The sequence below is a fragment of the Saccharothrix sp. ALI-22-I genome (genome assembly GCF_001984175.1).
GTDB lineage: Bacteria > Actinomycetota > Actinomycetes > Mycobacteriales > Pseudonocardiaceae > Actinosynnema.
The window spans coordinates 296068-322752 of the sequence record NZ_MTQP01000069.1; the positions used below are offsets into that span (position 1 = coordinate 296068).

Here is a 26685-nt window from a genome sequence, read left to right on the forward strand (position 1 = left end):
TCTCCTCACAGTTCCGGGATTGCGCCGTCAGCGAAGGCGACTCGTTCGAGTTCGAGCAGGATCTTCTCCTCGACCAGCCGCGCCAGGTTCTCCACGGTGCGGGCGGTGAGGACGTCGTGCGGGGTCAGCGGCACGTCGAAGGCCGCGCGGCAGCGGGAGGTGACCAGCAGGCTGCGCATGGAGTCGCCGCCGAGGGCGAAGAAGTCGTCCTCGACGCCGACGCCGGCCACGCCCAGCGCGTCCTCCCAGATCCCGGCCAGCACCTGCTCGGTGTCGGTCCGGGGCGCGACGTGCCGCGCGGCGGGCGTGGTCTCGGCGGGTGCGGGCAGCGCGGCCCGGTCGACCTTGCCGTTGGTGCTCAGCGGCAGCGCGCCGAGCACGACGAACGCCGCCGGGACCATGTAGTCGGGCAGGTGCCGCCCGGTGAACGCGGCCAGGTCGGTCGGGTCGGGCGCGCGGCCGGGGTCGACGGGCACCACGTAGGCCACCAGCCGCTTGACGCCGGGCGTGTCCTCGCGCGCCACCACGACGAGCTGGGCCACGTCGGGGTGGCCGCCCAGCACGGCCTCGATCTCGCCCGGTTCGATGCGGAAACCGCGCAGCTTGACCTGGTCGTCGGCCCGTCCGGCGAACTCCAGCACCCCCTGCGGCAGCCACCGCACCACGTCGCCGGTGCGGTACATCCGCTCCCCCTGCACGCCGAACGGGTCGGCCACGAACCGGGAGGCGGTCAGGCCGGGGCGGTCGAGGTAGCCGCGGGCCAGCCCGTCACCGGCGAGGTACAGCTCGCCGGGCACGCCGACCGGAACCGGCCGCAGCCGGTCGTCCAGCACGTAGGCGCGCATCCCGTCCAGCGCCGCGCCGATGGGCACGGTGTCGGGCACGGAAGCGAGGTCGGGCATCCGGTGGGCGGTGGCGAAGGTGGTGGTCTCGGTGGGCCCGTAGCCGTCCACCACCACCAGTCCCGGACAGGCCTGCACGACCCGTCGCACCGCCGGGGCGGGCACGACGTCGCCGCCGGTCCACACCTCCGCGACGCCGGCCAGGCAGTCCGGCGAATCCTGGGCCAGCACCCGGAACAGGCCCGCGGTGAGCCAGAGCGCGGTCACGCCGTGCCCGGTGATCAGCTCGCGCAGCAGCGCCGCGTCGAGGTCTCCGGGCGGGGCGACGACCGCCGTTCCGCCGCGCAGCAGCGGCACCCACAGCTCGTAGGTGGAGGCGTCGAAGGCCAGCGGCGAGTGCACCAGCACGGTGCGGTGGGCCGGGCCGTCGAAGCGGGAGTCCAGGGCGAGCGCCACCACGTCGCGGTGGCGCACCGCGACGCCCTTGGGCGTGCCGGTGGATCCGGAGGTGTACTCGACGTAGGCCAGGCCGTCCGGGTGCGCGATGACCGCAGGTCGGTCGGCGCGGCCGCCGGGATCGCCGTCGAGGACGACGACGTGCCCGGCGTGGACCTCGCGGGCGGTGGTCTCCCAGGCGGGGTCGGTGAGCAGCACGCCCGCCCCCGCCTGGTCGAGGACCAGGCGCATCCGGTCGGCGGGCGCCCGAACGTCCAGCGGCAGGTAGGCGCCGCCCGCCTTGACCACGGCGAGCACCGCGACCACCAGCTCCACCGAGCGGTTCAGCAGCACGCCGACGCGGTCCTCCGGTCGCACGCCCAGGGCGATCAGCCGGTGCGCCAGCCGGTTGGCACGGGCGTCCAGCTCGGCGTAGGTCAGGGTCGTGCCACCCGCCACCACAGCCGTGGCGTGCGGGGTCAGGTCGGCCCGCGCGGCGAACAGGTCGGCCACCGCGCCCTCCGGGAGGTCCCGGTCGGCCGGGGCCGGCAGGACGAGCCGCCGCTCCGCCTCGTCCAGGACGTCGACCCGGCCCAGCGCGCGGTCCGGGTCGACGGTCATGCCCTCCAGCGCACGGGTGAGGTGCCCGGCGATCCGCTCGACCGTGGCGGTGTCGAACAGGGCCGGGTCATAGCCCAGCTCGACGGCCATCTCCTCGCCGGGCCGGATGCCGACGCTGAGCGCGTAGTTGGTGGTCTCCACGGCGTGCAGGTCGCGCAGCGCGAGACCGTGCTCGGCGGCGGCCTCGTCGTCGACCGGGTAGTTCTCGAACACCAGGATGCTGTCGAACAGGTCCACCCCGCCCGGCACGTCGCTCCAGCCCTGGAGCTCGGCCAGGGAGACGTGCTGGAACCGCCGGGACTCCGCCTGCGCCGCCTGCAACCGCCGCAGCCACGCCGCGACCGGTTCGTCGTTGTCGACGTCCACCCGAACCGGCAGGGTGTTGATGAACATGCCGGTGATGGAGTCCGCGCCCGGCAGGTCGGCCGGGCGGCCGGACACGGTGGAGCCGAAGCACACGTCGCGCTGCCCGCTGTAGCGCGACAGCAGCAGCGCCCAGGCCCCCTGCACGACGGCGTTGGCCGTCAGGCCGTTGCGCTGGGCGAAGGCCCTCAGGTCCGCGCCCGGCAGGGTCAACGTGATCCACCGAGCCGAGCCGCCGGCGTGGCCCTGCTCGGCGGGGCGGTCCACCGGCAGCGGGGTCGGGGCGCGGAACCCGTCGAGCACTCCGCGCCAGTGCCGCTCGGCCTCCCGCGGGTCCTGCCGGTCCAGCCACCGCAGGTAGTCGCCGAACGGGCGGCGCGCGACCGGCTCGGGACGGCGGCCCGCGGTCAGCGCGGCGTGGCAGGCGAAGACGTCGGTGAACACCTGGAAGGTGCTCCAGCCGTCGAGCAGCACGTGGTGGAAGGTCCACACGACCCGCACGGCGGTGGCCGAGACGCGGGCCAGCACCAGGCGCATGAGCGGCGCGGTCCCCAGGTCCAGGCCCTCGGCCGAGTCGCGGTCGAGCAGTTCGCGCAGCGCGCGCCGGTGCTCGTCCTCGGGCAGGCCGCTCCAGTCCAGCTCGCGGATGGACACCTCGACGTCGCGCTCCACGACCTGGAGGGGGCGGTCCACGCCCTCCCACACGACGCGGCTGCGCAGGACCGGCGTCCGCTCCACGACCTCGCGCCAGGCGCGGGCCAGCACGGCGGTGTCGGTGACGCCGTCCAGGACGAACGCGATCTGCTCGGTGTAAAGACCTTCCTCCGCCTGCGAGAGGCTGTGGAAGACCATGCCGGCCTGCATCGGCGTGAGCGGGTAGACGTCCTCCACGCCGCGCCCGTCGCCGACCAGCCGGTCCACACCGGCCTGGTCCAACCCGGCCAACGGGAAGTCCGACGGCGTACGACCACCGACACCAGGCTGGGCGCAGTGCGCCACGATCCCGCGCAGCGCCCGCGCCATGCGCTCGGCCAGCCCGCGCACGGTCGACTCGACGTGCACCCGTTCGCTGAAGTACCAGGTCAGCTTGAGCCGCTTGTCCTCGACAGCGCCGACCACGTCGAGCAGGTGCGGCCGGGGCGTGTCGGGGGCGCCGTCGGCACCCAGCCCGCCGACGGCGCGCACCGCCGTCCCGCCCGCCGCGGCGGCGAACTGCCCGAGGTAGTTGAACGCCACCGCGGGGTGCCCGGTCGTACCGCCGCCGCGCAGGTGGCGCAGCGCGCCGTGGCCGATGCCCTTGCGCGGCACCGCCCGCAGCCGTTCCTTCGTGGACTTGAGCACGCGTCCCCAGTCGTCCGTCGCCGGGACCTCCAGCGCCACCGGGAACACCGAGGTGAACCAGCCGACCGTGCGGGACAGGTCCACGCCGTCGAGGAAGTCGCCGTCGCGGCCGTGGCCCTCCAGGTCCACCACCACCCGGTCCCGGCCCGTCCACTCCGCCAGGACCCGACCCAGCGCACTCAGCAGCACGTCGTTGACCTGCGTGCGGTACACGCCCGGCACGTCCTGCAACAACGCCCGCGTCGTCTCCGCGTCCAGTTCGACGGTGACACCCCGCACCGTGCCGGTGGTGTTGGCCCCGTCGAGGTCGACCGGCACGTCGCGGTCGCCGGCCGTGACGGCCCAGTGGTCGGCCTCGTCGTCGAACCCACCGTTCGCGGTGTGCTCGGCCAGCCGGTGCGCCCAGTCCCGGAACGACGTGGTCTTCGCCCCGAGGTCGACCGGTTCGCCGCGCAGCGCCTGCCGGTAGGCGGTGTCGAGGTCCTCCAGCAGCACGCGCCAGGAGACGCCGTCCACGACCAGGTGGTGCACGGCGAGCAGCAGTCGCCGGTCGCCGGCCCCGTCGTCGAGCAGCGCCGCGCGCAGCAGCGGCCCGTTGCCCAGGTCGAAGCCGCGGTGCACCTGCGCCACGACCGCCCGCCGCCGCTCCTCGTCGGCCACGTCGTGCACCGACAGCACGTCCACCGGCTCGATCCGGGCGTTGTACTGCCGCCACCCGCCGTCGGTGCGCTCGAACCGCATCCGCAGCGCGTCGTGGTGGACCAGCAGCCCTTCCAGCGCCCGCCGCAGCGCCGCCACGTCCACGTCGTCGGTGAACTCCAGCAGCATCGACTGGTCGAAGTGCTCGGGCCGGGGCGGTTCGGTGTCGAGGAACCAGTGCTGGATCGGGGTCAGCGGCGTCTCGCCGGTCACCGGGCCCTGCGGCACCGCCTCGACCGCGTCGGCGGCGGACGCGGCGGCGGCCAGCGCGGCGACCGTGGGGTGCGTGAACAGGTCGCGCGGCACCAGGGCGAACCCCGCCTGCCGGGCGCGCGAGACGATCTGGATGCTGATGATCGAGTCGCCGCCCAGCTCGAAGAAGCCGTCCTCGACGCCGACGCGATCGACCCCGAGCACCTGCGCCCAGATCTCCGCGAGCACCCGCTCGGCCTCGGTGCGCGGCGCGACGTACCCGGAACCGGAGGCATCCCACTCGGGCGCGGGCAGCGCCTTGCGGTCCAGCTTGCCGTTGCCGGTCAGCGGGAGGCGGTCCAGGGCGACGAACGCCGAGGGCACCATGTGCTCGGGCAGGGAGCGGGCCAGGAAGCCGCGCAGTCCCCCGGCGGCGGGCGCGGTGCGGCCCGCAGCGGGCACGACGTAGCCGACGATCAACTTGCGCCCGGCGTGCTCGCGGACCGCGGCGACCGACTCGGCCACGTCGTCGTGCGCCTCCAAGGCCGCCTCGATCTCCCCCAGCTCGATGCGGAAGCCGCGGATCTTGACCTGGTGGTCGGCCCGGCCCAGGTAGTCCAGCCGACCGTCCCGCCAGCGCGCCAAGTCGCCGGTGCGGTACATGCGCGTGCCGGGTTCACCGAACGGGTCGGCGACGAACCGGGAGGCGGTCAGCCCCGGCCGGTTGAGGTAACCGCGCGCCAGGCCCGCCCCGGCGACGTACATCTCGCCGGTGACGCCCGGCGGCACCGGCCGCAGGTCGTCGTCGAGGACGTACACGCGCAGGTCGGGGATGGGCTCGCCGACCGTGCCGTCGGCGGGTGTCCACGTGACGTGCACGGTGGTCTCGGTGATGCCGTACATGTTGATCAGCTCGCCCGGACCGTCCCAGGCGGCCAGCTTGCGCACGTCCAGCGCCTCGCCGCCGAACACGACCCACCTCAGGCTCAGCCCCGTTGGCTTCTCGGCGATGAGCTGGTAGAACGCGGAGGGCGTCTGGTTGAGCACGGTGACCCGCTCGTCGGCCAGCAGCCTGGCGAAGTCGCGCGGGGAACGCGAGACCTCGTGCGGCACCACGACCAGCCGCCCGCCGTGCAGCAGCGGCCCCCACAGCTCCCAGACGGAGAAGTCGAAGGCGTAGCTGTGGAACAGCGTCCACACGTCCTCGGGGCCGAACCCGAACCAGCGGTCGGTGGCCGAGAACAGCCGCGCCACGTTGGAGTGCGGGATCACCACGCCCTTGGGCTTGCCGGTGGAGCCGGAGGTGTAGATGACGTAGGCCGGGTGCCCGGGCCGCAGATCCACCGCGGGCGCGGTCGCGGGCACGCCGGACAGGTCCGGCAGCTCGGTCAGCGTGAGCACCGGCCGGGTGTCCTCGACCATGCCCGCCACCCGGTCGGCCGGGTAGGACGGGTCGATCGGCAGGTACGCCGCGCCGGACTTGAGCACACCCAGGACGGCCACCACCAGGTCGATCGAGCGGGGCAGCCGCAGCGCGACGTACCGCTCGGGCGCGCCGCCGTGCCCGGCCAGGACGTGTGCCAATCGGTTGGCGCGGTCGTCCAGCTCGGCGTAGGTCAGACTGCGGCCCTCGCAGGTGACGGCGACGGCGTCGGGGGTGCGGGCGACCTGCTCGGCGAACAGCCGGGGCAGCGTGGCCACCGGGTAGTCGCGGCCGGTGGGGTTCCACTCCACCAGCACCTGCCGCCGCTCGGCGTCGTCGAGCATCCGCAGGTCGCGCAGCAGCCGGTCCGGGTCGGCCAGCACCTCCTCCAGCAGTGCCCGCAGGTGCCGGCCCAGCCGCTCGACCGTGGTCGCGTCGAACAGCGCCGGGTCGTGGTCCAGCTCGACGACCAGTTGCGGACCCGGTGAGACGACGACGGTGAGGGCGTAGTTGGTCGGCTCGTCGGCGCGCACGTCGTGCAACCGCAGGCCGTGCGCGGCCATGGCGTCCTCGTCGAACGGGTAGTTCTCGAAGACCAGGATGCTGTCGAACAGGTTCGAGCCGCCGGGCAGATCGCTCCAAGCGCGCAGCTTCGACAGCGGCACGTGCTCGAAGCGCCGCGCCTCGGCTTGGTCGGTTTGGAGTTCGCGCAGCCACGACAGCTGGTCGCGGTCCCGGTCGACGGCGATCCTGGTCGGCACGGTGTTGATGAACATGCCGACCATCTGCTCGACGCCCGCCAGGTCGGCGGGCCGACCGGAGACGGTGGTGCCGAACACGACGTCGGAGGTGCCGCTGTAGCGGGCCAGCAGCAGGGCCCACGCGCCCTGCACGACGGTGTTCACGGTGAGGCCGTTGCGCTGCGCGGCGGTGCGCAGCCGCTCGGTCTGCTGGGCGGTCAGGTCGAAGCGGACGGTCCCGCCGGACGCGGCGCGGTGGGCCTCGACCGGGCGCCGGTCGTAGGGCAGCGGGGTCGGCTCGTCGAACCCGCCGAGCACCCGGCGCCAGTACCGCTCGGCTGTCGTGCCGTCCTGCAGGGCCAGCCAGTCCACGTAGTCGCGGAAGGGGCGCCGGGCGGTCGCGGGGCCCGAGCCGCCGCGGGTGATCGCCGCGTGGTGCTCGCAGACCTCGGTGAACAGCTGCGCCGCGGTCCAGCCGTCGAGCAGCACGTGGTGGAAGGTCCACACGACCTGGACCTCGTCGTGCGACAGCGCCGCGATCGCCACGCGCATCAGCGGCGCCGTGCCCAGGTCCAGACCGGCGGCGCGGTCCCGCTCCAGGAACCGGCGCAGCTCCTCCTCGCGGCCGGCGTCGTCCAGGCCGGTCCAGTCGAGGTGCGCGACCGGGAGGGTGACGTGGTGGCGCACGAGCTGGAGCGGTTCGGGCAGACTCTCCCACGCGATCTCGCAGCGCAGCACCGGGTTGCGGTCCACGACCCGCTGCCACGCCTCGCCCAGCACCCGCGGGTCGGTCACCCCGGACAGGCGGAAGTGCACCTGGTTGAAGTAGGCGCCGGAGGTGTCCCGGTCGACCAGGCCGTGGAAGACCATGCCGGCCTGCATGGGGGTCAGCGGGTAGACGTCCTCGACGTCGCGGCCGTCGCCGACCAGCCGGTCCACACCGGCCTGGTCCAGCCCGGCCAGCGGGAAGTCCGACGGCGTGCGACCACCGGCACCGGGCCGCGCGCAGTGCGCCACGATGTCCCGCAGCGCCTCCGCCATGCGCTCGGCCAGGGCCCGCACGGTCGCCTCGTCGTGCACCCGGTCGCTGAAGTACCAGGTCAGTTCGAGGTTGCCGCGTTCGACCACGCCGACGACGTCGAGCAGGTGCGGGCGGGGCGCCTCCGGTGCGCCGTGCAGCTCCAGGCTGCCGCGCACGGCGTGCACCAGCCCGCCCTCGACCGCGGACCAGTCGAGCCTGCCCAGGTAGTTGAAGCTGATCCACGGACCGTCGACGCCGGGCTCGTGCAGCGCGCCGTGGCCGATGCCCTTGCGCGGCACCGCCCGCAACTGCTCCTTGACCGACTTGAGCACTGTTCCCCAGTCCCCGCTCTCCGGGACCTCCAGCGCGACCGGGAAGATCGAGGTGAACCAGCCGACCGTGCGGGACAGGTCCACGCCGTCGAGCAGGTCCTCGCGGCCGTGCCCCTCCAGGTCCACCACGACCCGGTCGCGCCCGGTCCAGTCGACCAGCACCCGGCCCAGCGCGCTGAGCAGCACGTCGTTGACCTGCGTGCGGTACACACCCGGCACGTCCTGCAACAACGCCCGCGTGGTCCCGGCGTCCAGCCGGACGGCTACGGTGCGGGTGGAGCCCGCGGTGCCGATCCCGTCGTGGTCGACGGGCAGGGACGGGTCCACCGCGGCGGTCTCCGCCCAGTGGTCGCGCTCGTCGTCGAACCCGCCGTTCGCGGTGTGCTCGACCAGCCGGTGCGCCCACTCCTTGAACGAGGTGGTCTTCGCGCCCAGCCGGACGGGCTCGCCGCGGGCCGCCTGGTCGTAGGCGGAGGCCAGGTCCTCCAACAGGACGCGCCACGACACGCCGTCCACGACGAGGTGGTGGGCGGCGAGGAACAGCAGCGGGCGGTGTCCGTCCGCGCGAAACAGCGCGGCCTTCACCAGCGGCCCGCTCGCCAGGTCGATGTCCGCGTGCGCCCGCGTGGTGACGGCCCGGACGCGTTCCTCGTCGGCCGGGGACACCTCGTGGACGTCGAGGACGTCGCCCCGCTCGACCGGGGCGTTGTGCTGCCGCCACCCGCCGTCGTCGGTGCGCTCGAACCGCATCCGCAGCGCGTCGTGGTGCTCCAGCAGCGCCTCCAGCGCCCGCCGCAGCGCCGCCACGTCCACGTCGTCGGTCAGCTCCGCGGTCAGCGACTGGGCGAAGTGGCCGGGGTGGTCGGGGTTGGTGGCGAACAGCCACCGCTGCACCGGGGCGAGCGGCACGTCGCCGACCACCTGGCCCTGGTCCGCGGTCGTCTGCTCGGCGTCCACCTGCTCGGACACGGCCGCGGCCAGGGCGGCCACCGTGGGGTGCCGGAACAGGTCGCCGGGGGTGAGCGCGAGCCCGGCGCGGCGGGCGCGCGACACGACCTGGATGCTGAGGATGGAGTCGCCGCCCAGCTCGAAGAAGTTGTCGTGGGCGCCGACGCGGTCCACACCCAGCAGCCCGGCCCAGATGTCCGCCAGCACGGCCTGCGGCCCTTCGGCGGGCGCGACGTGGGCGGTGCCGGCGGTCCTCCAGTCCGGTTCGGGCAGGGCGCGGCGATCCACCTTGCCGTTGGCGTTGAGCGGGAGCGCGTCCACGACCACGAACGCGGAGGGCACCAGGTAGTCGGGCAGCGCGCGGCCCAGGAACTCGCGCAACCCGGTCGCGTCCGGCCGGTCGCCGATGGCTGTCAGGTAGGCGACCAGGCGCTTGCGGCCGGTGTCGTCCACGCGCACGACGGTCACCGACTGCGCGACGGCGGGGTGCCCGGACAGCGCCGTGTCGACCTCGCCCGGTTCGACGCGGAAGCCGCGGATCTTGACCTGGTCGTCGGTGCGCCCGACGAACTCGACGGTGCCGTCGGACCTCCAGCGCACGACGTCGCCGGTGCGGTACATCCGCTCCCCCGGCGCGCCGAACGGATCGGGCACGAAGCGCTCGGCGGTCAGGCCGGGACGGCCCAGGTAGCCGCGGGCCAGGCCCGCGCCCGTGATGAACAGCTCGCCCGGCACGCCGATCGGCGCCGGCGACAGCCCTTCGTCCAGCACGTAGACGCGCATGTCGTCCAGCGGGCGACCGATGGGCACCACGTCCGGGACGTCGGCGGCGTCGGCCATGCGGTGCGCGGTGGCGAACGTGGTGGTCTCGGTGGGGCCGTAGCCGTCGACCACCGCGATGCCTGGACAGGCGCCCAGGACCCGGCGCGCGGCGGCCGCGGGCACCACGTCGCCACCGGTCCACACCTCGCGCAGCCCCGCCAGGCAGGCCGGATCGTCCTGTGCCACGGCGCGGAACAGTCCGGCGGTCAGCCACAGGCCGGTCAGGCCGTGCCGGGTGACCAGGTCGCGCAGCAGGTCCGCGTCGAGGTCGCCGGGCGGGGCGACGACGACGCTGCCGCCGTTGAGCAGCGGCACCCACAACTCGTAGGTGGTGGCGTCGAACGCGGGCGCCGAGTGCAGCAGGACCCGTGCGTGCGCGCCGCCGAGGAAGCGCGAGTCGCGGGCCAGGGCGGTCACGTCGCGGTGCCGCACCGCCACACCCTTGGGCACACCGGTCGAGCCCGAGGTGTACATGGCGTAGGCCAGGTTGTCCGGGTGCAGCGGCACGTCCGGGGCGGTGGCGGGCTCGGCCGACAGGTCCGCGTCGTCCAGGACGACGACGTGACCGTCGTGGACGGACGCGACGGTGTCCCGCCACGCCCGGTCGATCAGCACGATCCCGGCCCGCGTCTCGGCCAGCAGCACCGCCAGCCGCTCGGCGGGTGACCTGGTGTCCAGCGGCACGTAGGTCCCTCCGGCCTTGACCACGGCCAGCTCGGCCACGACGAGGTCGACCGACCGGCCCAGCAGCAGCGCCACCGGGTCCTCGACGCGCAGGCCGCGGCGCAGCAGGTGGCGGGCGAGCCGGTTGGCCCGCGCGTCCAGCTCGGCGTAGGTGAGCGAGGCGCCGTCGGCGAGCACGGCGGTGGCGTCGGGCGTACGACGGGCCTGCGCGGTGAACAGGGAGGTGATCGTCGCCGGGGACAGGTCACGGCGGGTGTCGTTCCACTCCTCCAGGACCCGGTGGCGTTCCGCGGGGTCGAGCAGCGGCAGATCGCCCAGCGGGCGGTCCGGGTCGGCGGCGACGGCGTCCAGCAGGACCTTGAGGTGACCGGCCAGCCGCTCGACCGTGGCGGCGTCGAACAGGTCGGTGTTGTACTCCAGCGCCACGTCCAGCGCATCGCCCCTGGGCCAGAACTCGACCAGCAGCTCGAACCGGGCGCGCGGGCGCGGCAGGTGGTGCTCCTCGACGCGCAGCGCGTCGACCGCGGTCGGCTCCACCATCGCCTGCTGGAGCACGACCAGCGCCTGCACCAGCGGCGTGCGGCTGGGGTCGCGGTCGGGCTGCAGCTCGTCGACGAGCCGGTCGAAGGGCACCTGGTCGTGGGCGAACGCGTCCAGCGAGATCGCGCGCACCCGGCCCAGGAAGTCCCGGAACGGCGTGGCGGGATCCGCGGTGGAGCGCAGGACGAGTGTGTTGACGAAGAAGCCGACGAGGTCGTCGAGCTCCGGCCTGCCGCGGCCGGAGGAGGCGGTGCCCACGGCGATGTCGCGCCGACCGGTGTAGCGGGCCAGGAGCACCTGCACGGCGGCGGCGAGGGTGGTGAAGAGGGTGGCGCCGTCGGCGCGGCCCAGTTCGGCCAGGCGCCGCACCAGCTCGGCGGGCAGGGCCTCCCGGTGCACGGCGCCGGAGGTGGTCCGCTGCGCGGGCCGGGGCCGGTCGGTGGGCAGGTCGAGCGGTTCCAGGCCGGCGAGCCGGTCGCGCCAGTGGTCGAGTTCGCCGGCCACGGCCGGGTCGTCGAGGCGGTTGCGCTGCCACACGGCGAAGTCGGCGTAGCGCACCGGCAGTGGGCGCAGGTCGGGTGCGGTTCTTCGGAGCGCGGCCCGGTACAGCTCGACCAGGTCGTCGACCTGCACGCGGACCGACCAGCCGTCCGTGGCGATGTGGTGCTGGTCGAGCAGCAGCACGTGCTCGTCGTCGGCCAGGCGGGCCAGCACGGCGCGGGCCAGGGGGCCGCGGCCCAGGTCGAACGGGGTGGTCAACTCCTCGGTGAAGACCCGGTCCAGGGCGCTGTCGCGGTCGGCGTGCGCCACCCCGGTCAGGTTGACCACGCGCAGCGGCACCGTCCCGTGCGGCGCGACGACCTGCACACCCCGGCCGTCGACCTCGTCGAAGGTGGTGCGCATGGTCTCGTGCCGCTCGACCAGGCCGTCCAGGGCGGCCCGCAGTGCGTCCTCGTCGAGCGGGCCGGACAGCTTCAGGCCGACGCCGGTGTTGTAGTCGGTGGCGGTGGGGTCGAGCCGCTGCAGGAACCACAACCGCTGCTGGGCCGGGGACAGCGGCAGCGTGGCGTCGCGCGGCGCGGGCGCGATGCGGTCGTCCGCGCCGGCGGGCTGCCGCTCGGCCACCAGCGCGGCGAGCCCGGCGACGGTGCGGGCGTTGAACACGTCCCCGGAGGACAGGGGCACGTCGAGCGCCGAGCGGAGCCGGGAGACCACCCGGATGGCCTGGATCGAGTCGCCGCCCAGGCCCAGGAAGTCGTCCTCGACGCCGACCCGGTCCGGTGCCACACCCAGGACCTCGGCCCAGGCGACTGCGACGGCGGTCTCGGTGGGGGTGCGGGGCGCCACGCGCCCGGCACGCGGGGCGGCCTGCCAGTCGGGCTCGGGCAGGGCCTTGCGGTCGACCTTGCCGTTGGCGCTCAGCGGCAGGCGGTCCGCGGTGACGAAAGCCGACGGCACCATGTAGTCGGGCAACGTCCGCAGGACCAGTTCCCGCAGCTCACCGTCGGCGGGGGCCCGGTCGCCCTCCGGGACGACCCAGGCCACCAGGCGCTTGGTCCCCACGTGGTCGTACCGGGCGGCGACGGCGGCCTGCGCGACGCCGGGGTGCCGGGCCAGGGCGGCTTCGACTTCGCCGGCCTCGATGCGGAAGCCGCGCACCTTGACCTGCTCGTCGACGCGGCCGACGAAGTCCAGTTCCCCCTGCGGGTTCCACCGGACCAGGTCGCCGGTGCGGTACATGCGGGAGCCGGGCGGGCCGAACGGGTCGGCCACGAACCGGGCGGCGGTCAGCGCGGGACGGCCGAGGTAGCAGCGGGCCACGCCGGCGCCCGCGAGGTGCAGCTCGCCGGGCACGCCGACCGGGACGGGCCGCAGGTCCTCGTCGAGCACGTAGGCGGCCATGCCGTCCAGCGGGCGGCCGATCGGCAGCACGTCCGGGACGGCACCGGAGTCGGTCATCGGATGGGAGGTGGCGAACGTAGTGGTCTCGGTCGGGCCGTACACGTCCACCGCGGTCAGGCCGGGACACACCTCCAGGACCCGCCGCACCGCCGCCGCCGGCACCACGTCACCACCGGTCCACACCTCGCGCAACCCCGCGAAACAGGCCGGGTCGTCCTGTGCCAACACCCGGAACAGGCCCGAGGTCAGGAACACCCCCGTCACGCCGTGCCGGCCGATCACCTCCCGCAACACCCGACCGTCCACATCGCCAGCCGGGGCCACGACCACGCGGCCACCGTTGAGCAACGGCACCCACATCTCGTAAGTGGTCGCGTCGAACGCCTGCGCGGAGTGCAACAACACACGCTCGTGCGCGCCGTTGCGGAACCGGGAGTCCAAGGCCAGCGCCACCACGTCCCGGTGCCGCACCGCCACACCCTTGGGCGTGCCCGTCGACCCCGAGGTGAACATGGCGTAGGCCAGGTTGTCCGGATGCACCGCCACGGGGATCGCGGCTCCCGGTTCGGCGGCCGGGTCCCCGTCGTCGATCACGACGAGGTGGCCGTCGTGGATGCGTTCGGCGGTGGCCTGCCAAGCGCGGTCGGTCACCAGCACCGACACCCCGGCCTCGGTCAGGACCGTGTTCATCCGACCGACCGGCGCGCGGGTGTCCAGCGGCACGTACGCGCCGCCGGCCCTGAGCACGGCGAGCAGGGCGGCCACCAGGTCCGCGGAGCGGTCCGCCAGCACGCCGACGCACTGCTCGGGCCGCACCCCCAGGTGCAGCAGGCGGCGCGCCAGGCGGCCGGCGCGGGCGTCCAGCTCGGCGTACGCGCACTCCACGCCCTGCGCGACCACGGCGACGCCGTCGGGGGTCCTGCGCACCTGCTCGGCGAACAGGTCGACGATCGTGGGGACCGCGGCGGGCGGAGCTCCGCCTTCACGGGAACGAGGGCCGGCGGTCGACGGTGTGACAGGGGCGGTTTCCGGGGGCGTCATCGCTGTCCAAACCTCTTTTGGGCGCGGCAGGGCGCCGCAGGAGCACGGGTGGGGTGGGGGATGGGTGCCGCGCCGGGCGGCGGTCCTGCGGTCAGGCCACTTCTCGCGCGCGCTGCCGGCGGCTCGCGATCCGACCGCCGACCTGGATGCGATCGATCACGCCGCTGCGCGGGTCACGGAGGAAGCGTCCGGGGTGACCGGTCTCGCCGCTGGCCGGGTCCGTCACGGAGAAGACGAGCCCGTCGTGGGAGGTGAGCCGCGCCGCCGTGTCCCCGTCGACGACGAGGCGCAGCTCGCCGTCCTGGACGACCACCGAGTAGGCGGTGCCGCCGTTGACGTAGTCGCCGGCGCAGCCGGGCGGGATGGGCACCCGGCGGCCCAGGTCGACCGAGGTGGCGTGCTCGCCGACGTCGAGACCGGCCGTCCGCAGATCGGGGAGGAGCTGCCGCCACAGGGCAGCACCGGTGGCGGAGTTGGCCGTGAGCGCCACCACGGTGCCCGATTCGGGGTCGAGGCGCAGGTGGCAGGAGGTGCCGTCGGCCGTACCGTCGTGGCCGAACCACTCGGTGTCGCCGCTGCGGAACAGCGCCAAGCCCAACCCCCAGCCGTCGGCCAGCCCGAACGGCTCGGCTCCGGGAACGGGGCGGCGCATCTCGACGAGGTCGGCCGGGGCCACCAGGCCGTGGTCGGTCCCGCCGTGCTCGGAGCGCAGGTGCATCCGGGACAGCTCGACCAGGTCGGCCGCGCTCGCGGCGAGCCCACCCGCCGGCGCCTCGATCGGCGACAACTCCTGCTCCACGGGGCGGACCCGGCGCAGGACGCGGTTCACGGTGTGGCCGTGCGCGATGGACGACGCCGCGGCACCGGCGCCCACGATGAAGGCCGGGGCGATGCCCAGCGGCTTCAGCAGGATCGTCCGGACCGCCTCCGACCACGTCATCCCGGTCGCCACCTCGACCAGGCGGCCCGCCAGGGCGTAGCCGGCGTTGGAGTACGAGAAGCCCTCCCCCGGCGCGTGCAGAAGTTCCAGGAGGGACGCCGCCAGAGGCGGTCGGGCGTCGGCGGACGGCGCGACGACCTCCGAGCACAGCCCCCCGGTGTGGCTGAGCAGGTGGCGGGTGGTCAGCACCTCGGCGAGCCCGCCACCGGTCTGTCGCACCTCCGGCAGGTACTCCGCGACGGGTTCGTCGAGGTCGACGTCGCCGTCGGACACCAGCACCATCAGCAGGGTCGCCGTGAAGGCCTTCGTGATGGAGCCGATCGGCACCTTGGTGTCGCGCCCCATTGCACGCCCGGAGGCGTGTCGTTCCTCACCGAACACGAACTCCCACACCCTGCCGTCGCGCAGCACGGCCAACTGCGCGCCTGGGACGTCGTGCACGCGCACCGCTCTCTGAAAAGCTCGTCCTAAGTCTTCCACAGCTCTCTTTCCTCACTGGCGAGCCCTACCGCTTGCCGGCTGAACATTCCGCCTGCAGCACGGTGCCCGATATCCGCGCAGGTCCGCACCCGGTGGAACTCAAGGGATGGTCACACCTGCGGACTGGGGGCCCGACCTCGGCGAATCAGGAGTACCGGGGGCCATATACCCACTTCGGCAGGTCTTATGCGCACATCCCGAAATCCCACCCCGAACCGATCGAGTCCACGCGACAGCGAAATTACCACCCTATGCTTGCGACCGCTCGCCCGACTTGGCGACCGCCAAACGGACTATTCACAATCGAGCGGGATTCACATTTGAACGATGAACAACGGAATTTCACCGTAGGTACACGAAGATGCAACAGAATCACCCGAACGCCACGTTTGAGCGGAGATCCACGCAGCTATGCGCTAACGTGAAACGCATCGTACGACCGATGACGAATTCGAAAGACGATGCCTCCTCATAAACACATTCCACATAGCGGACACCGGCCGCTCCGCGGGGACCTTCCGGCCGCACCGACACCGCCCGCGGAACGATCTGCGTTCGACCTACCGCAGGAACGTGTCGCATCGAGGGACGGAGCATGACCACGACACCAGCCTGGACCACTGCCCGCGTCGTCCTGGCCTCGACAGAGATCGACGCCGCGCTGTGGGCGGCCGACTACGCGGACCGGTGCGGCCACGGTCTCACCGTGGCGCACACCCCCGACCGAGTCACACAGGCCCACGACGTGACAGTGCGCCTGCGTGCCGGCTCACCGCGCTTGGACGTGTCCACCCGGAGCATCCCCGAGCCGATCGCGTACGGCTTGGCGGCCGAATCCCACACCGCGGACCTCATCGTCCTGGATGCGGAGCAGACGGTGCTGGCCCGCACCGTGACCGCACGGGCCCGGTGCCCGCTCGTCGCCATCCCGCCCGCCACGAACCAGGACGACGACCTCCCCGTGGTGGTCGGCACCGACGGCGGTCACCTGGCCGAAGCGGTCGTGCTGGCCGGGCTCGCCCTGGCGACGGCACTGGGCACCGGAGTTCGCGTGGTGTGCTGCACCCTGGGCACACCGATCACCGGACCGAGGTCCACCTCGGTCGCGCAAGCCACCTTCACCGTGACCAACAGTTGCGCCGAGCAGTACCCGGATGTGCCCGTGGAGGTGCGAATTGCCCGATCCCACCCGGTCACCGGCCTGATCCGCCACGCCAGACTGGCGTCCGTGCTCGTCGTCGGCTCGGACCCGACCGGCGACGACTCCACCAGCCACCACCTGCTCCACCGCAGTTCCACCCCGGTGGCCCTGGTAGGCCCACTCGTACCCGCCCACCGCAAGCCCGAACCCCTCAGCTGCAGCCCTGCGGCGGAGCCGAGCTGAGGACGGTCCCCTGCACGTCACGACGACCATCCGCCGCATGCTCAAGCGCCTGCGGACACCGCCCGCACCCATACGTGACACCGATATCTCCTGGCGGCGGCTCCTGCGTGCTCAGGCCGCTGGCATGGTGGCCTGCGACTTCTTCCACTTCGACTGCGCATTCACCCTCAAGCGCGTCCACGTGTTCTTCGTGATGGAGGTCGCCACCCGCTACGTCCACATCCTTGGCACCACCACCAACCCCGACGGCCTCTGGACCGCCCAACAAGCCCGCAGCCTTCTCATGGACCTCGACGACCGAGCTGACGACTTCCGTTTCCTGGTTCGTGACCGGGCTGGACAGTTCGCCACCTCGTTCGACGCGGCCTTCTCCGACGCGGACGTCAAGGTCGTGAAGATCCCACCACGCTGCCACGGGTCAACTGCCACGCCGAACGATTCGTCGGCACCATCAGACACAAAGCCACCGACCGACTACTCATCCTCAACGAACACCACCTGCGATCAGCGCTGGACCGCTATGTGTCCCACTACAACCACCGCCGACCCCACCGAGCCCACCAGCTCCTGCCACCACGATCGGCTCATCCGATCCCGCTGCCGAGCCACACGTCGGTACGCCGTCGACCGATCCTCGGCGGCCTGATCAACGAATACGAACCCGCCGCAGCCTAACGCGCAGGTCAGAGCATCAATGCTGACTTCTGGCACCTCACAGGCTATCGGCAGCTGCTGGACTGGGCCGCCGGCTTCGGCGCCAAGCAGCTCGTGTTCGGCATCGAGGGCACCGGCTCCTACGGCGCCGGGCTGACCTCCGCCGTGCGCCGCCGCGGCCTGGGCGCGGTCGAGGTGCTGCGCACCGACCGACGCGACCGCAGACTGCGCGGCAAGAGCGACACCATCGACGCCGAGAACGCCGCCCGCGCCGTGCTCAACAACACCGCCACCTCGGTGCCCAAGACCAACGACGGCACGGTGGGGATGATCCGCCAGATCAAGGTCGCCAAGGACGTCGCGGTCAAGGCCCGTACCTCCGCCATGGTCACCCTCAAAGCCGTGATCGTCACCGCCGACCCCGAGCTGCGCGAGCAACTGCAACCACTGTCGAAGATGGCGCTGATCCACCGCTGCGCCGGCTTGCGCCCCGGCAAGGTCGACACCGTCACCGCCGCGACCAAACACACCCTGCGCGCCATCGCCCGCCGGTGGCAGCATCTCGACGCCGAAATCAAGGCGCACGAGACACTCACTCTCGCCGTGGCTACCGCCCAGGCGACTTGACAACGCCGCGCTGCTGCACCGGCTCCCGGTGGAGGCGCTTCGTCGGTTCAGAATGTCGGTGCGTCCCGAGACGGTGCTGCGTTGGCACCGGGGTTTCCTCACGCGACGCCCGGGTGTCACCTACGATCACAAGCTGATCACCGTCGAGCACGTTCTGCCCCAGACGCCGGGGCAGGACTCCCAGTGGCTGGGCCTGTTCGACGACGACCAGCGTGCCCGCTGGACCCACCGCATCGCCAACCTGGTGCTGCTGAACCACGAGAAGAACTCAGAGGCCCAGAACTACGACTTCGAGACCAAGAAGCAGAAGTACTTCACTTGACGCCACAATCAGGTGCGGCGGACGGCCAACCACCCAGCATCCGACGAGACGTGCCGACAGCGTGGCGCCGGGGCTCCGAAATCACCCCGGCGCCACGCTGCGGCGGTGAACCGGTCAGCTCGCTTGGATGGGCAGCATCACGTGCACCCGGCCCGTTTCGCGTCGCCGCTCGCTCGCCCATTGCTCGACCGCCTGGAGGCAGGCCTGGTCGAGGTGCCTCAGGCCTGTCAGATCGAGTTCGGTCCGCGGCGCGGAAGGCACCGACCGCAGCAGTTGCAGCAGCCGGGGCAGGCGGAGGAAGGTGGCGGTGCCGCGCAGCATGACGTGGACTCCCTCCGCGGTGGACGTGGTGCTCACCGACAAGTGCGACACGTCCCACGCGGTCTTCGTGATCGCCACGCCAAGCCCGACGAGCACGCCGACCAGCAGGTCCACGGCGGCAATGGTGCCCGCCGTGATCAGCACCACCGCGGCCTCCGGCCGGTTCGTCCTGGCCAGGGCGATCAGTCGCGGGATCTCCAACAGCTTCCAACCGGCGTGCATGAGCAGCGCCGCGAGCGCCGCCAGCGGCACCAGGGCGAGCAACCCGGGCAGGAGCACGGCGAACACCAGCAGCCACACCCCGTGCATCACGCGCGAGGCCCTGGTCCGTGCCCCGGCCTGAACGTTCGCCGCGCTGCGCACGATGACAGCCGTCATGGGCAGCGCGCCGAGAACGCCGGACACCGTGTTGCCGACGCCTTGAGCGACGAGCTCGGCGTTGTAGCGGGTGGGTGGGCCGTCGTGCATCCGGTCGACAGCCGCGGCACTGAACAGGCTTTCCGCAGACGCCACCAGGGCGAAGGTCAACACCGAACCGAGCACCGCGGGATCGGTGAGCAGGCCCCAGTCGTGACCGCCGAGTCCACCGAGGACGGAGGTGAGGCCACCGACCTCGACGGTCGCCACCGGCAGACCCACCAGTGCGGTCACCGCCGACGCCAGCACCACTGCGATCAGGGCGCCGGGAACCAGGCGAACCTTTGCCGGCATCCGCTGCCAGCCCAGGATGGTGGCGATCGTCAGCAGCCCGACAAGCATTGCCGCCGGCTGGGTGAGGGCGTCTGTCACCAGGTTGGCCAGGCCCAGCACCTTGTCCGCGGTGGTCTCCGGTTGCGTCGCCCCGGTCATCGGGTAGATCTGGCTGAGCAACAGCACCAGGCCGATACCGGCCAGCATCCCCTGCACGACCGAAGGCGAGATGGCGCGGAACCACTCACCCAGCCGGAGCAGGCCCAGCACGATCTGCAGGAGGCCCGCGCCGAGCACGATCACCCCGAGCGCCGGCAGGCCGTGCCGGGAGACGGCGTCGGCCACCAGCACCGTCAGCCCGGCCGCGGGGCCGCTCACCTGCAGGCTGCTGCCGGGCAACAGGCCGACGACGATGCCGCCGACGATGCCGGTGACGATGCCCAGCTCGGCCGGTACGCCGGAGGCCACTGCGATGCCGACGCACAGCGGCACCGCGACCAGGAACACGACCAGCGAAGCACCGAAGTCGGCGGCGATGTCCTGCTTGCGCCATCGCGGTTGGCGATTGCGGGCGGGCTGCTCTTCCGCCCGCTCGGTCATGGTCATCACGTCGAACCCCCTGGAGATCCGTTACAGGCGCTGGAACGACAGGTCGGAACCGGTCGGATCGACATCGGGGCAGAAAAGGACCTCACCGGTGTCGATCTCGTACAGCCAGCCGTGGAGCCGCAGCTCACCGCGCTCCAGCCGCTTGCGGACGAACGGGTAGTCGGCCAGGGTGCGCAACTGGTTGAGCACGTGCTGCTGCGCCTCCGCCTTCCGCGCCGGATCGCCTTCGCGTGGCGCTGGAACGGGAGTGGCTTCGGCCAGCCAATTGCGCAGTGCCGGAAGCTCGTCCAGACCGTCTCGCGAGCACAGGGCGCCGACGGCCCCGCAGTGCGAGTGCCCGCAGACCACGATGTCGGGGACACCGAGCACCTCGACCGCGTACTCGATGGTCGCGGTCTCCGCCACCGGGCGGATCGAGGTGTACGGGGGAACGATGTAACCGGCGGTGCGCAGCTCGAAGAGCTGGCCGGGTTCTGCACCGGTGATCCGCGCGGGAACAATTCGCGAATCAGAGCAGGTGATGAACAGGGCAAGGGGCTGCTGACCCTCGGCGAGCGCTCGCCGCTGGGCCTCGGAAATTCGGTCCCGGTGGGCACGGGCGTGCGCCACGAGGTGCTGGAATGCCATATTCGCCTCGTTGGTGTCGTCCGTCATTCATTATTCAATTGTTCGTTGTTTGGTCGCGTTGCCGGAAAAGCGATCGGCCGGATACCGGGCGGAGCGGTATCCCGCGCGCGGAACGATTCAGTGCAGCAATGTCTGCAATGCGACAGGCGAGCGGTGCGCCCGCAGCCACTCGGCCACCCGGCGCGCCGAGGCCAAGGTTCTCTTGGCCCTCCAGCAGGCGAGCGCGAGGCCGAACGCCAGCACCACCACGACCGGAATCCGCACGGCGCCGCCGACGAGAGCCCCGACGCGCCGGGAGACGCGCGTCAGGTCGACCGGGATTCGGGAGAACCGACCGGCGACGGACAGGTCAGCGGATTCCTGGTCATGGGCCTCGGCGGCCACCACCGCCGGAACGACCGCGAAGGCAGAGGGCACCGCCGGTTCTTCTCGGTGCAGCACGCCGAGCAGCGCGAACAGCAGCCCCACGGCCGGCAACAGCGCCAGCAGACGCGAGTTGCGCACCAGATCCCCCGACAGACGGTCATCGTGATGATCGTTACAGTCACTTACTGTAGTCATTCGTTGACAAAGTCGCCGCTTGCTGTGATGTAGATCACCTTGCAATGGATCGTCGCGCGGGTAATCCGCGCGCCTCCGGAGATCAGCGAACGGCGGGGCCGCTCACATGCACGACGTCATTGCCGGCGGTCCACGTGAAGACGTCGGGGTGGCGGTGCGGGAGAAGTTGTCGATTCCCGACCTTCGCGGGCGTATCAGCACACTGCGGGACCACACTGCGGCGGACGTGCTTGATGTCAATCCCCTCGAATCGTGGAGACGGTGTTATGCCACTTCGGTCCTGGCCTGGACCGTTGACGCCGTCCGTGCTCGTGCCATCTGGTGCTCGAACGGGATCGGAGCCGGCCAGCCGTTGGCGCTGTGTCGTCGGGTGGTGTTGTAGAAGTCGGCGATCCAGGTCGAGATCTTGATGCGGGCCTCGGCGCGGGTCCTGAAGTGGTGCCGGTGCACGAACTCGACCTTGAGCGTGCTGTTGAACGCCTCGGCGGCGGCGTTGTCCAGGGCGCATCCGACCCGGCCCATCGACTGGACCACGCCCGGCACCCGGCAGACCGCCGCGGTCGCGGCGGCGGTGTATTCGGCGGATTCAATCGGTGGACGCAACACCGGTGCCTTGGATTGATCGTAGGTGATCGTCGAGGGCTTCGGCGCAGGGTTGTCGCGGAGCCGGTGATCGCCCGCTCGTGTCCGGTGATCTGCCGATACCGTGCCCGGTCATGACCTCTCCGGCAGCGTCACCGGCGCGGATCGCGTTGGAGTCGGTCGTCGAGACGGCCGCACGGGTGCGCGCTACCGATCCCGGCGACACTGCCTCGGATGCCGTCACGCCAGGACGGCGAAGCCGGCCCTCGGTCGGAAACGGCGGTCGAGGGAAGAACAGGACCCGACCGCGCGATGGTGCCTGACGAGCGGGTGGTGCTCATCGACCTGGAGAACATGGTCGGCACCAACCCCGGACCCCCGGTGCCGCGGTCCCGGGTGACCGCCCTGCCGGACGCGGCCGGGCCCGCCCCCACACCGTGGTCGCCTACGCCGCGCCCGACGCCGACAGCGACACGGCCGCTTCCGTCCTGGCCGCACTCGGCGTGGCGCCGCCGCGGGTGGAACCCGGCCCCGACGCCGCCGAGAACGCTCTGATCAAACTTCACCATGGCGACGCCAGCGGTTGACCCACTTCGAAGCACAGGCTCGTGAGATTCTGAGCGGCTCTGCCACGCCAACGCCAGGCAGATCGCGCTGCGGGGAGCGACGATCCTGGTGAACTGCCGGTACGAGGGCGCCACCCACGACTCCACGCCGATGTGGCTGCTGAGCTACCCCTACTGACGGCCGGGGCGGCTCACCTGCTGATGGGCCGCCCCTGTTTTCGCTGATCAAGCTGTGGAAACGGAAGGATTCGAACCACGGTCGGTCGCCCGTCTCCCGTCATTCGAGGCCGCACCCACCCGTCCGACGCCGTTCGGTTCAAGCCGTGGGCCGCTAGTGGGTGGCTTGGAACTCCTCGAACAGCTCCGGGATGTAAGCGAACATCAGGTCCACGGTGCTGAACACGCCGTTGACCGGGTCGAGCTGCGCGTAGGCGAAGGCGATCTCACAGCCCTTGCGGGAGGGTGTCGATTCGCGCACGTCGGTGAACCAGTCCAGGAACGGCACCCGCCGCAGGACCAGCGCCGGGTTCAGCAGCGCGGCGTGGAGCAGCAGCAGGTCCAGCACTACGGGGCGGTTGCGCAGGGTCCACCGGTAGAACTCGGAGAACAGGAAGAACCGGCGCTCCACCGCCGTCGGCCGCACCCCGTGCTCCCGCTCGGCCACCGCGACACCGTGGTCGGTCGAGGCCTGCTCGGCTTCGCTCCACGCCCTGTCGTGGACGGCGCGGACGGTCAGTCCGCCGCCGTGCAGCCGGGTCAGGTAGTCGGCCCACCGCGCCGACCCCGGGTTGCCGAACCCGTCGGTCGAACGGCCCAGCGCGATCGCGATGCCGCGCTCGATCCCCTCCAGGATCGCCGCGTCGACGTGCGACACCCACGTGCCGGGCGCACCCAGGCCGTGATCGCGGAAGAACGAGATGACGCCCTCGATGTTGCGCCACCGGTCCGGCGCACCCAGCCCCGCGGCGGGACCGCTCTGCAGAAGACGCAGGAACTCCAACCGCTCCGCCATGCCCATACGATCGATCTCGGCCGCGGTGCAGTCCAACGACGCCGCGCACTCCCCCGGCGACCGCACCACCGCCCACGCCGGAACGGGCGCCACGAGCCCGGCCACCAGAGCAAGCACCACAACCCACCCGGATCGCTTCACACCAGGCAACGTAACGCCTCCACACACCCGCAGCGGTCGGAACAACCCACAACGGCCACAGCACCACCGCGCATCACCACATCGGCCGAATGTGCACGGCCGACGGCTGTGGGAGACCGAACCGGGCACGCCGCCGCGCGGATCTGCGACAACCTCCCGGCCCTCGCTGGTCGCGCAAGACGGACTCCGGCCGCGCGACGCCCCTTGGGACGACATCGGCGTCGTGTTCCTGGGCGGGTCGACGGAGTGAAAGCCCGGGCCCGATGCCACCCGCATCGCCCACGCCGCGAAGGCTCGCGGGAAGTGGCCGCATGTAGGGCGGGTCGACGTTCGCGCGGCTCCCATCGCCTTGCGAGGAGGGAGTTTGAACATGTCTCGCGCGAGCGCGAACCCCTGGGTAACCCGCGCGGCACAGCGGATGTGACCTCCGCTGCGACCGTGCACCCTGGATCCCTGACGCACAGGCGAGTCCTTCAGCAGCCGCCGAGGATCGCGACTTCCGCGAGGACGAGAACACCGAAGGCAACGGGCAACGGCCTGGGAGCCGCTGGGCCGTGGCCGGGAACGTAGGCGAGGAGCGCTATGAGCACGGCGAACGAGAGCGCGGCCGCCGCGCCGGTCAACCCGGCCGACAACGCGCGGCGACAGCCGTGCGCGAGACCACGGCGTCGTCGCAGCAGGGCGTGCAGGACCGCCAGCCACAGCACAGCACAGCACAGCACAGCACCCAAGATCATCAGACAAACACCGCCGTCTATTGCGTGCCCGCGCAGCGGCTAACCCAGCGGTTCACCGCGCGGCGGGTGGCCGCCGTTCGCCGATGTCCGCCCGGCCCGCGCTGGCGGCTGATCCGGCCAAGGTCTCCTGGGTCTGGTCCTGGCCGGCACGCCTCGACACCGCGGTGGAGGTCGCGTTGGGGTGCGGTTCCGTCCGATCGCCCGTCGCGGTAGCGACTCGCCATCCGTTGGATCGGATGCGTGGCCTCCTGTAGTACAGGCACCGCCACACGGGTCGCTGTCACTCGACAGGGTGAACTGTGCCCTGAGATGACGTGAGCCCCTGGCTGTCGAAGGGTGTACGCGCCATCGTGGCCACTGTGAGATGAGAGGGATTACCGAGTCACTGTCGGCCTTGAGAGCGGTCGATCACGGTCGCCGTAGTCCTGCTTGGCAGACATCACCAAGAGCGGGATCTGCGGTGGGACTGCCCCGCTTTCGGGTTCAGTCAGGAGCGGACGCCGGGCGGCCCGGGTTTGCGTGCATCGCGGGTCGCAACGTCGCGCAGACAGTGTCACACCGCTGCGGGGTGCCGTTCATGGGTACATCACGGGAACAGCCGTGGGGTTCTGGACCGCGACTGCACAACGAGACCACTGTGGACGCCGTGGTTTTCGTTCCGGGGTTGATGGGCAGCACCCTGTACGACAAGGTGCGCGAGCGCACGATCTGGGGGGCTGAAGCCACCCCTTTGCCGACGGCACGTCGCCGTCCGAGAGCAATGTGGCCCACGACAAGTGGCCGACGCGTCCGGAATGACCCCTGAATCGTGTCGGGGTAATTCCCCGAGGTGGCGCGGAATATGAACGGCGCGGTGCACTGTGGATGATCACCAGAACCGACAGAGTTCCGGAACGACCCCGTTCCGGGCGAGCCGGAGCCGAACAAGGCACGAACGGAGGGTGAAGTCGGCCGATCATCCGATGCCTGCGCCGGCGCCTTGCCGAGGTTCCGATACCGGCAGGAAGCGACCGGACACAGACCGTCGCCACGACACGCAAGTCGTCCCACATGGCGGGAAGTCCGAGACAGGGGCCCTGATCACTCGTAGGGTCTACCGGCGTCAGGGACCCTGACGCAACACGCGACCAAGATCCACGCCGACCGCTTTGAGGAGCTGGTGTGTCGACCCTCCGGGTGCGTCCCTACACCAGAACCGGCGGCCGTACGCATTCCGCGACGACGCTGGCGATCGAGACCATCGTGACGACGAACGAAAGGGCGGCGAGAGACGCCCTGACGTCCACCGCGGAACACCGCATCATCAGTGATCTGTGCCGGAACCCGCATTCCGTCGCGGAAGTGGCGGCGACACTGCGGTTGCCGCTCGGCGTGGTGCGCGTGCTGTTGGCGGATATGTCGGACATGAGCCTGATCAACGTGCACAAGGACCAAGCGATCGACGCGAAGGGCCGACCGTCAATGGAGTTGATGGAACGCGTCCTGATGGGGTTGCGCCGAATCTGAGCGTTCCCTGATCGCGTGCACCACGGCGGCCATGTCGTTCTTGCCGTGCCCCAGTTCCACCGTGCGGGTGAACAGGGTCAGGCACACGTCGAGCAGCGGTGAGGCGATGCCGGCGGCGCGGGCGGCGTCGGCGATGAGCTGGTTGTTCCGGAGCACGTCGCGGGCCGCGGCCTGGGCGTCGAAGTCGGCGGCGAGGAGTTTGGCGGCCTTCGCCCGGGACACCTTGCTCGCCATGGGACCCGCGTCCAGGACTTCGACCAGGGTCCGCTGGTCGAGGTTGTGCCGTTCGGCGAAGTGGAACGCCTCGATGAGGCCGGTGCTCATCGTGATCAGGAACAGGTTCACCGACAGCTTCATCAGCAGGGCGTTGGGGGTCGGGCCGCAGTCCACCACGTCCCCGCACATCGGCGCGATCACCTCGCGTGCCCGTGCCACGGCTTCGGGGGCGCCGGCGAGCATGGCGACCAGTTCCCCGGCCTCGGCCGGGCCGCGCGAGCCCGAGACCGGCGCTTCGACGTAGTCGCCGCCGGCCGCGTGGATATCGGCGCCGAGGTCGTGCGAGTAGTCCGGGGAGGTCGTGCCCATGTGCACGACGGTGCGGCCTTCGACGGTGCGCGCGAACTCGGCCGTTCGGCGGCCGAGGACCGAATCGATCGCGGCCTCGTCGGCGAGCATGAGGATCACCACGTCGGAGCCGGCGAACACCTCCGCCGGCGTTGCCGCGACCCGCGCGCCCGCCTCCCGCAGGGGTTCGGTCCGCTCCGGCGAGCGGTTCCACACCACCAGCGGTCGGCCGGACCGGGCCAGGTTGAGCGCCATCGGCTGACCCATGATGCCGAGACCGACGAATCCGACCTGCACTACGACCTCCTCGCACGACGGCACGGCGCCGTCTCCGCGTGGGAGTCGACGCCGTGCCGGTGGTACCCGTCCTGAACGGTGGTGCGGTCCCGCCGGTGGGGCAGCAACCGGTGGACCGG

15 protein-coding genes are annotated in these 26685 nt (G+C 71.8%); 6 read left to right on the top strand and 9 right to left on the bottom strand.

Annotated elements, in window-relative coordinates; genetic code table 11:
• Positions 1 to 5: 5 nt before the first annotated feature.
• Entirely contained in the window at positions 6 to 13946 is a 13941-nt protein-coding gene (locus ALI22I_RS43550) for a non-ribosomal peptide synthetase (protein WP_077011440.1), read from the bottom strand.
• Positions 13947 to 14037: 91 nt separating this feature from the next.
• On the bottom strand, positions 14038 to 15366 hold the full coding sequence (locus ALI22I_RS43555) for a serine hydrolase domain-containing protein (protein ID WP_083752450.1): 1329 nt from the start codon (positions 15364 to 15366) through the stop codon (positions 14038 to 14040).
• 595 nt (positions 15367 to 15961) lie between these two features.
• Here ALI22I_RS43555 and ALI22I_RS43560 point away from each other — a divergent pair.
• The 4 genes from ALI22I_RS43560 to ALI22I_RS43575 all read left to right on the top strand — a co-directional run bounded on the left by ALI22I_RS43560 (position 15962) and on the right by ALI22I_RS43575 (position 18353).
• Positions 15962 to 16750 carry a hypothetical protein gene (locus ALI22I_RS43560; protein ID WP_077011441.1) on the top strand — a complete coding sequence of 263 codons (789 nt, stop codon included), beginning with the start codon at positions 15962 to 15964 and terminating at the stop codon, positions 16748 to 16750.
• Between the two features lie 450 nt (positions 16751 to 17200).
• Positions 17201 to 17425: a transposase gene (locus tag ALI22I_RS54265; RefSeq protein WP_238598935.1), complete on the top strand. Its 225-nt coding sequence runs from the start codon at positions 17201 to 17203 to the stop codon at positions 17423 to 17425.
• Positions 17426 to 17440: 15 nt separating this feature from the next.
• On the top strand, positions 17441 to 18031 hold the full coding sequence (locus ALI22I_RS43570) for an IS110 family transposase (protein WP_338013557.1): 591 nt from the start codon (positions 17441 to 17443) through the stop codon (positions 18029 to 18031).
• 58 nt (positions 18032 to 18089) lie between these two features.
• Positions 18090 to 18353, top strand: a complete 264-nt coding sequence (locus tag ALI22I_RS43575; RefSeq protein ID WP_202971195.1) for an HNH endonuclease family protein — start codon at positions 18090 to 18092, stop codon at positions 18351 to 18353.
• A gap of 114 nt (positions 18354 to 18467) precedes the next feature.
• Here the strand turns inward: ALI22I_RS43575 and ALI22I_RS43580 are convergent, their stop codons facing one another.
• The 4 genes from ALI22I_RS43580 to ALI22I_RS43595 all read right to left on the bottom strand — a co-directional run bounded on the left by ALI22I_RS43580 (position 18468) and on the right by ALI22I_RS43595 (position 21764).
• Positions 18468 to 19964, bottom strand: a complete 1497-nt coding sequence (locus tag ALI22I_RS43580) for a SulP family inorganic anion transporter (protein WP_077012036.1) — start codon at positions 19962 to 19964, stop codon at positions 18468 to 18470.
• A 30-nt stretch (positions 19965 to 19994) separates the two neighbouring features.
• Positions 19995 to 20627, bottom strand: a complete 633-nt coding sequence (locus ALI22I_RS43585; protein WP_238598870.1) for a carbonic anhydrase — start codon at positions 20625 to 20627, stop codon at positions 19995 to 19997.
• A gap of 90 nt (positions 20628 to 20717) precedes the next feature.
• Entirely contained in the window at positions 20718 to 21104 is a 387-nt protein-coding gene (locus ALI22I_RS43590; protein ID WP_077011443.1) for a hypothetical protein, read from the bottom strand.
• Positions 21105 to 21425: 321 nt separating this feature from the next.
• Positions 21426 to 21764, bottom strand: a complete 339-nt coding sequence (locus tag ALI22I_RS43595; RefSeq protein WP_143532748.1) for an integrase core domain-containing protein — start codon at positions 21762 to 21764, stop codon at positions 21426 to 21428.
• A 416-nt stretch (positions 21765 to 22180) separates the two neighbouring features.
• Here ALI22I_RS43595 and ALI22I_RS51655 point away from each other — a divergent pair, with 416 nt between their 5' ends.
• Entirely contained in the window at positions 22181 to 22330 is a 150-nt protein-coding gene (locus ALI22I_RS51655; protein WP_179118550.1) for a hypothetical protein, read from the top strand.
• A 310-nt stretch (positions 22331 to 22640) separates the two neighbouring features.
• Here the strand turns inward: ALI22I_RS51655 and ALI22I_RS43600 are convergent, their stop codons facing one another.
• Complete coding sequence (locus tag ALI22I_RS43600) at positions 22641 to 23462, bottom strand: hypothetical protein (protein ID WP_077011445.1); 822 nt, start codon at positions 23460 to 23462, stop codon at positions 22641 to 22643.
• 473 nt (positions 23463 to 23935) lie between these two features.
• On the bottom strand, positions 23936 to 24199 hold the full coding sequence (locus ALI22I_RS43605) for a hypothetical protein (protein WP_143532749.1): 264 nt from the start codon (positions 24197 to 24199) through the stop codon (positions 23936 to 23938).
• Between the two features lie 1161 nt (positions 24200 to 25360).
• On the opposite strand from ALI22I_RS43605, the gene ALI22I_RS43610 reads away from it, so the two are divergent.
• The gene (locus tag ALI22I_RS43610; protein ID WP_077011447.1) at positions 25361 to 25705 is read left to right on the top strand and encodes a DUF742 domain-containing protein; all 345 of its coding nucleotides are present in this window, start codon (positions 25361 to 25363) and stop codon (positions 25703 to 25705) included.
• Here ALI22I_RS43610 and ALI22I_RS43615 read toward each other — a convergent pair.
• Positions 25658 to 26566 carry an NAD(P)-dependent oxidoreductase gene (locus ALI22I_RS43615; protein ID WP_077011448.1) on the bottom strand — a complete coding sequence of 303 codons (909 nt, stop codon included), beginning with the start codon at positions 26564 to 26566 and terminating at the stop codon, positions 25658 to 25660. The genes ALI22I_RS43610 and ALI22I_RS43615 overlap by 48 nt on opposite strands.
• Positions 26567 to 26685: the final 119 nt, after the last annotated feature.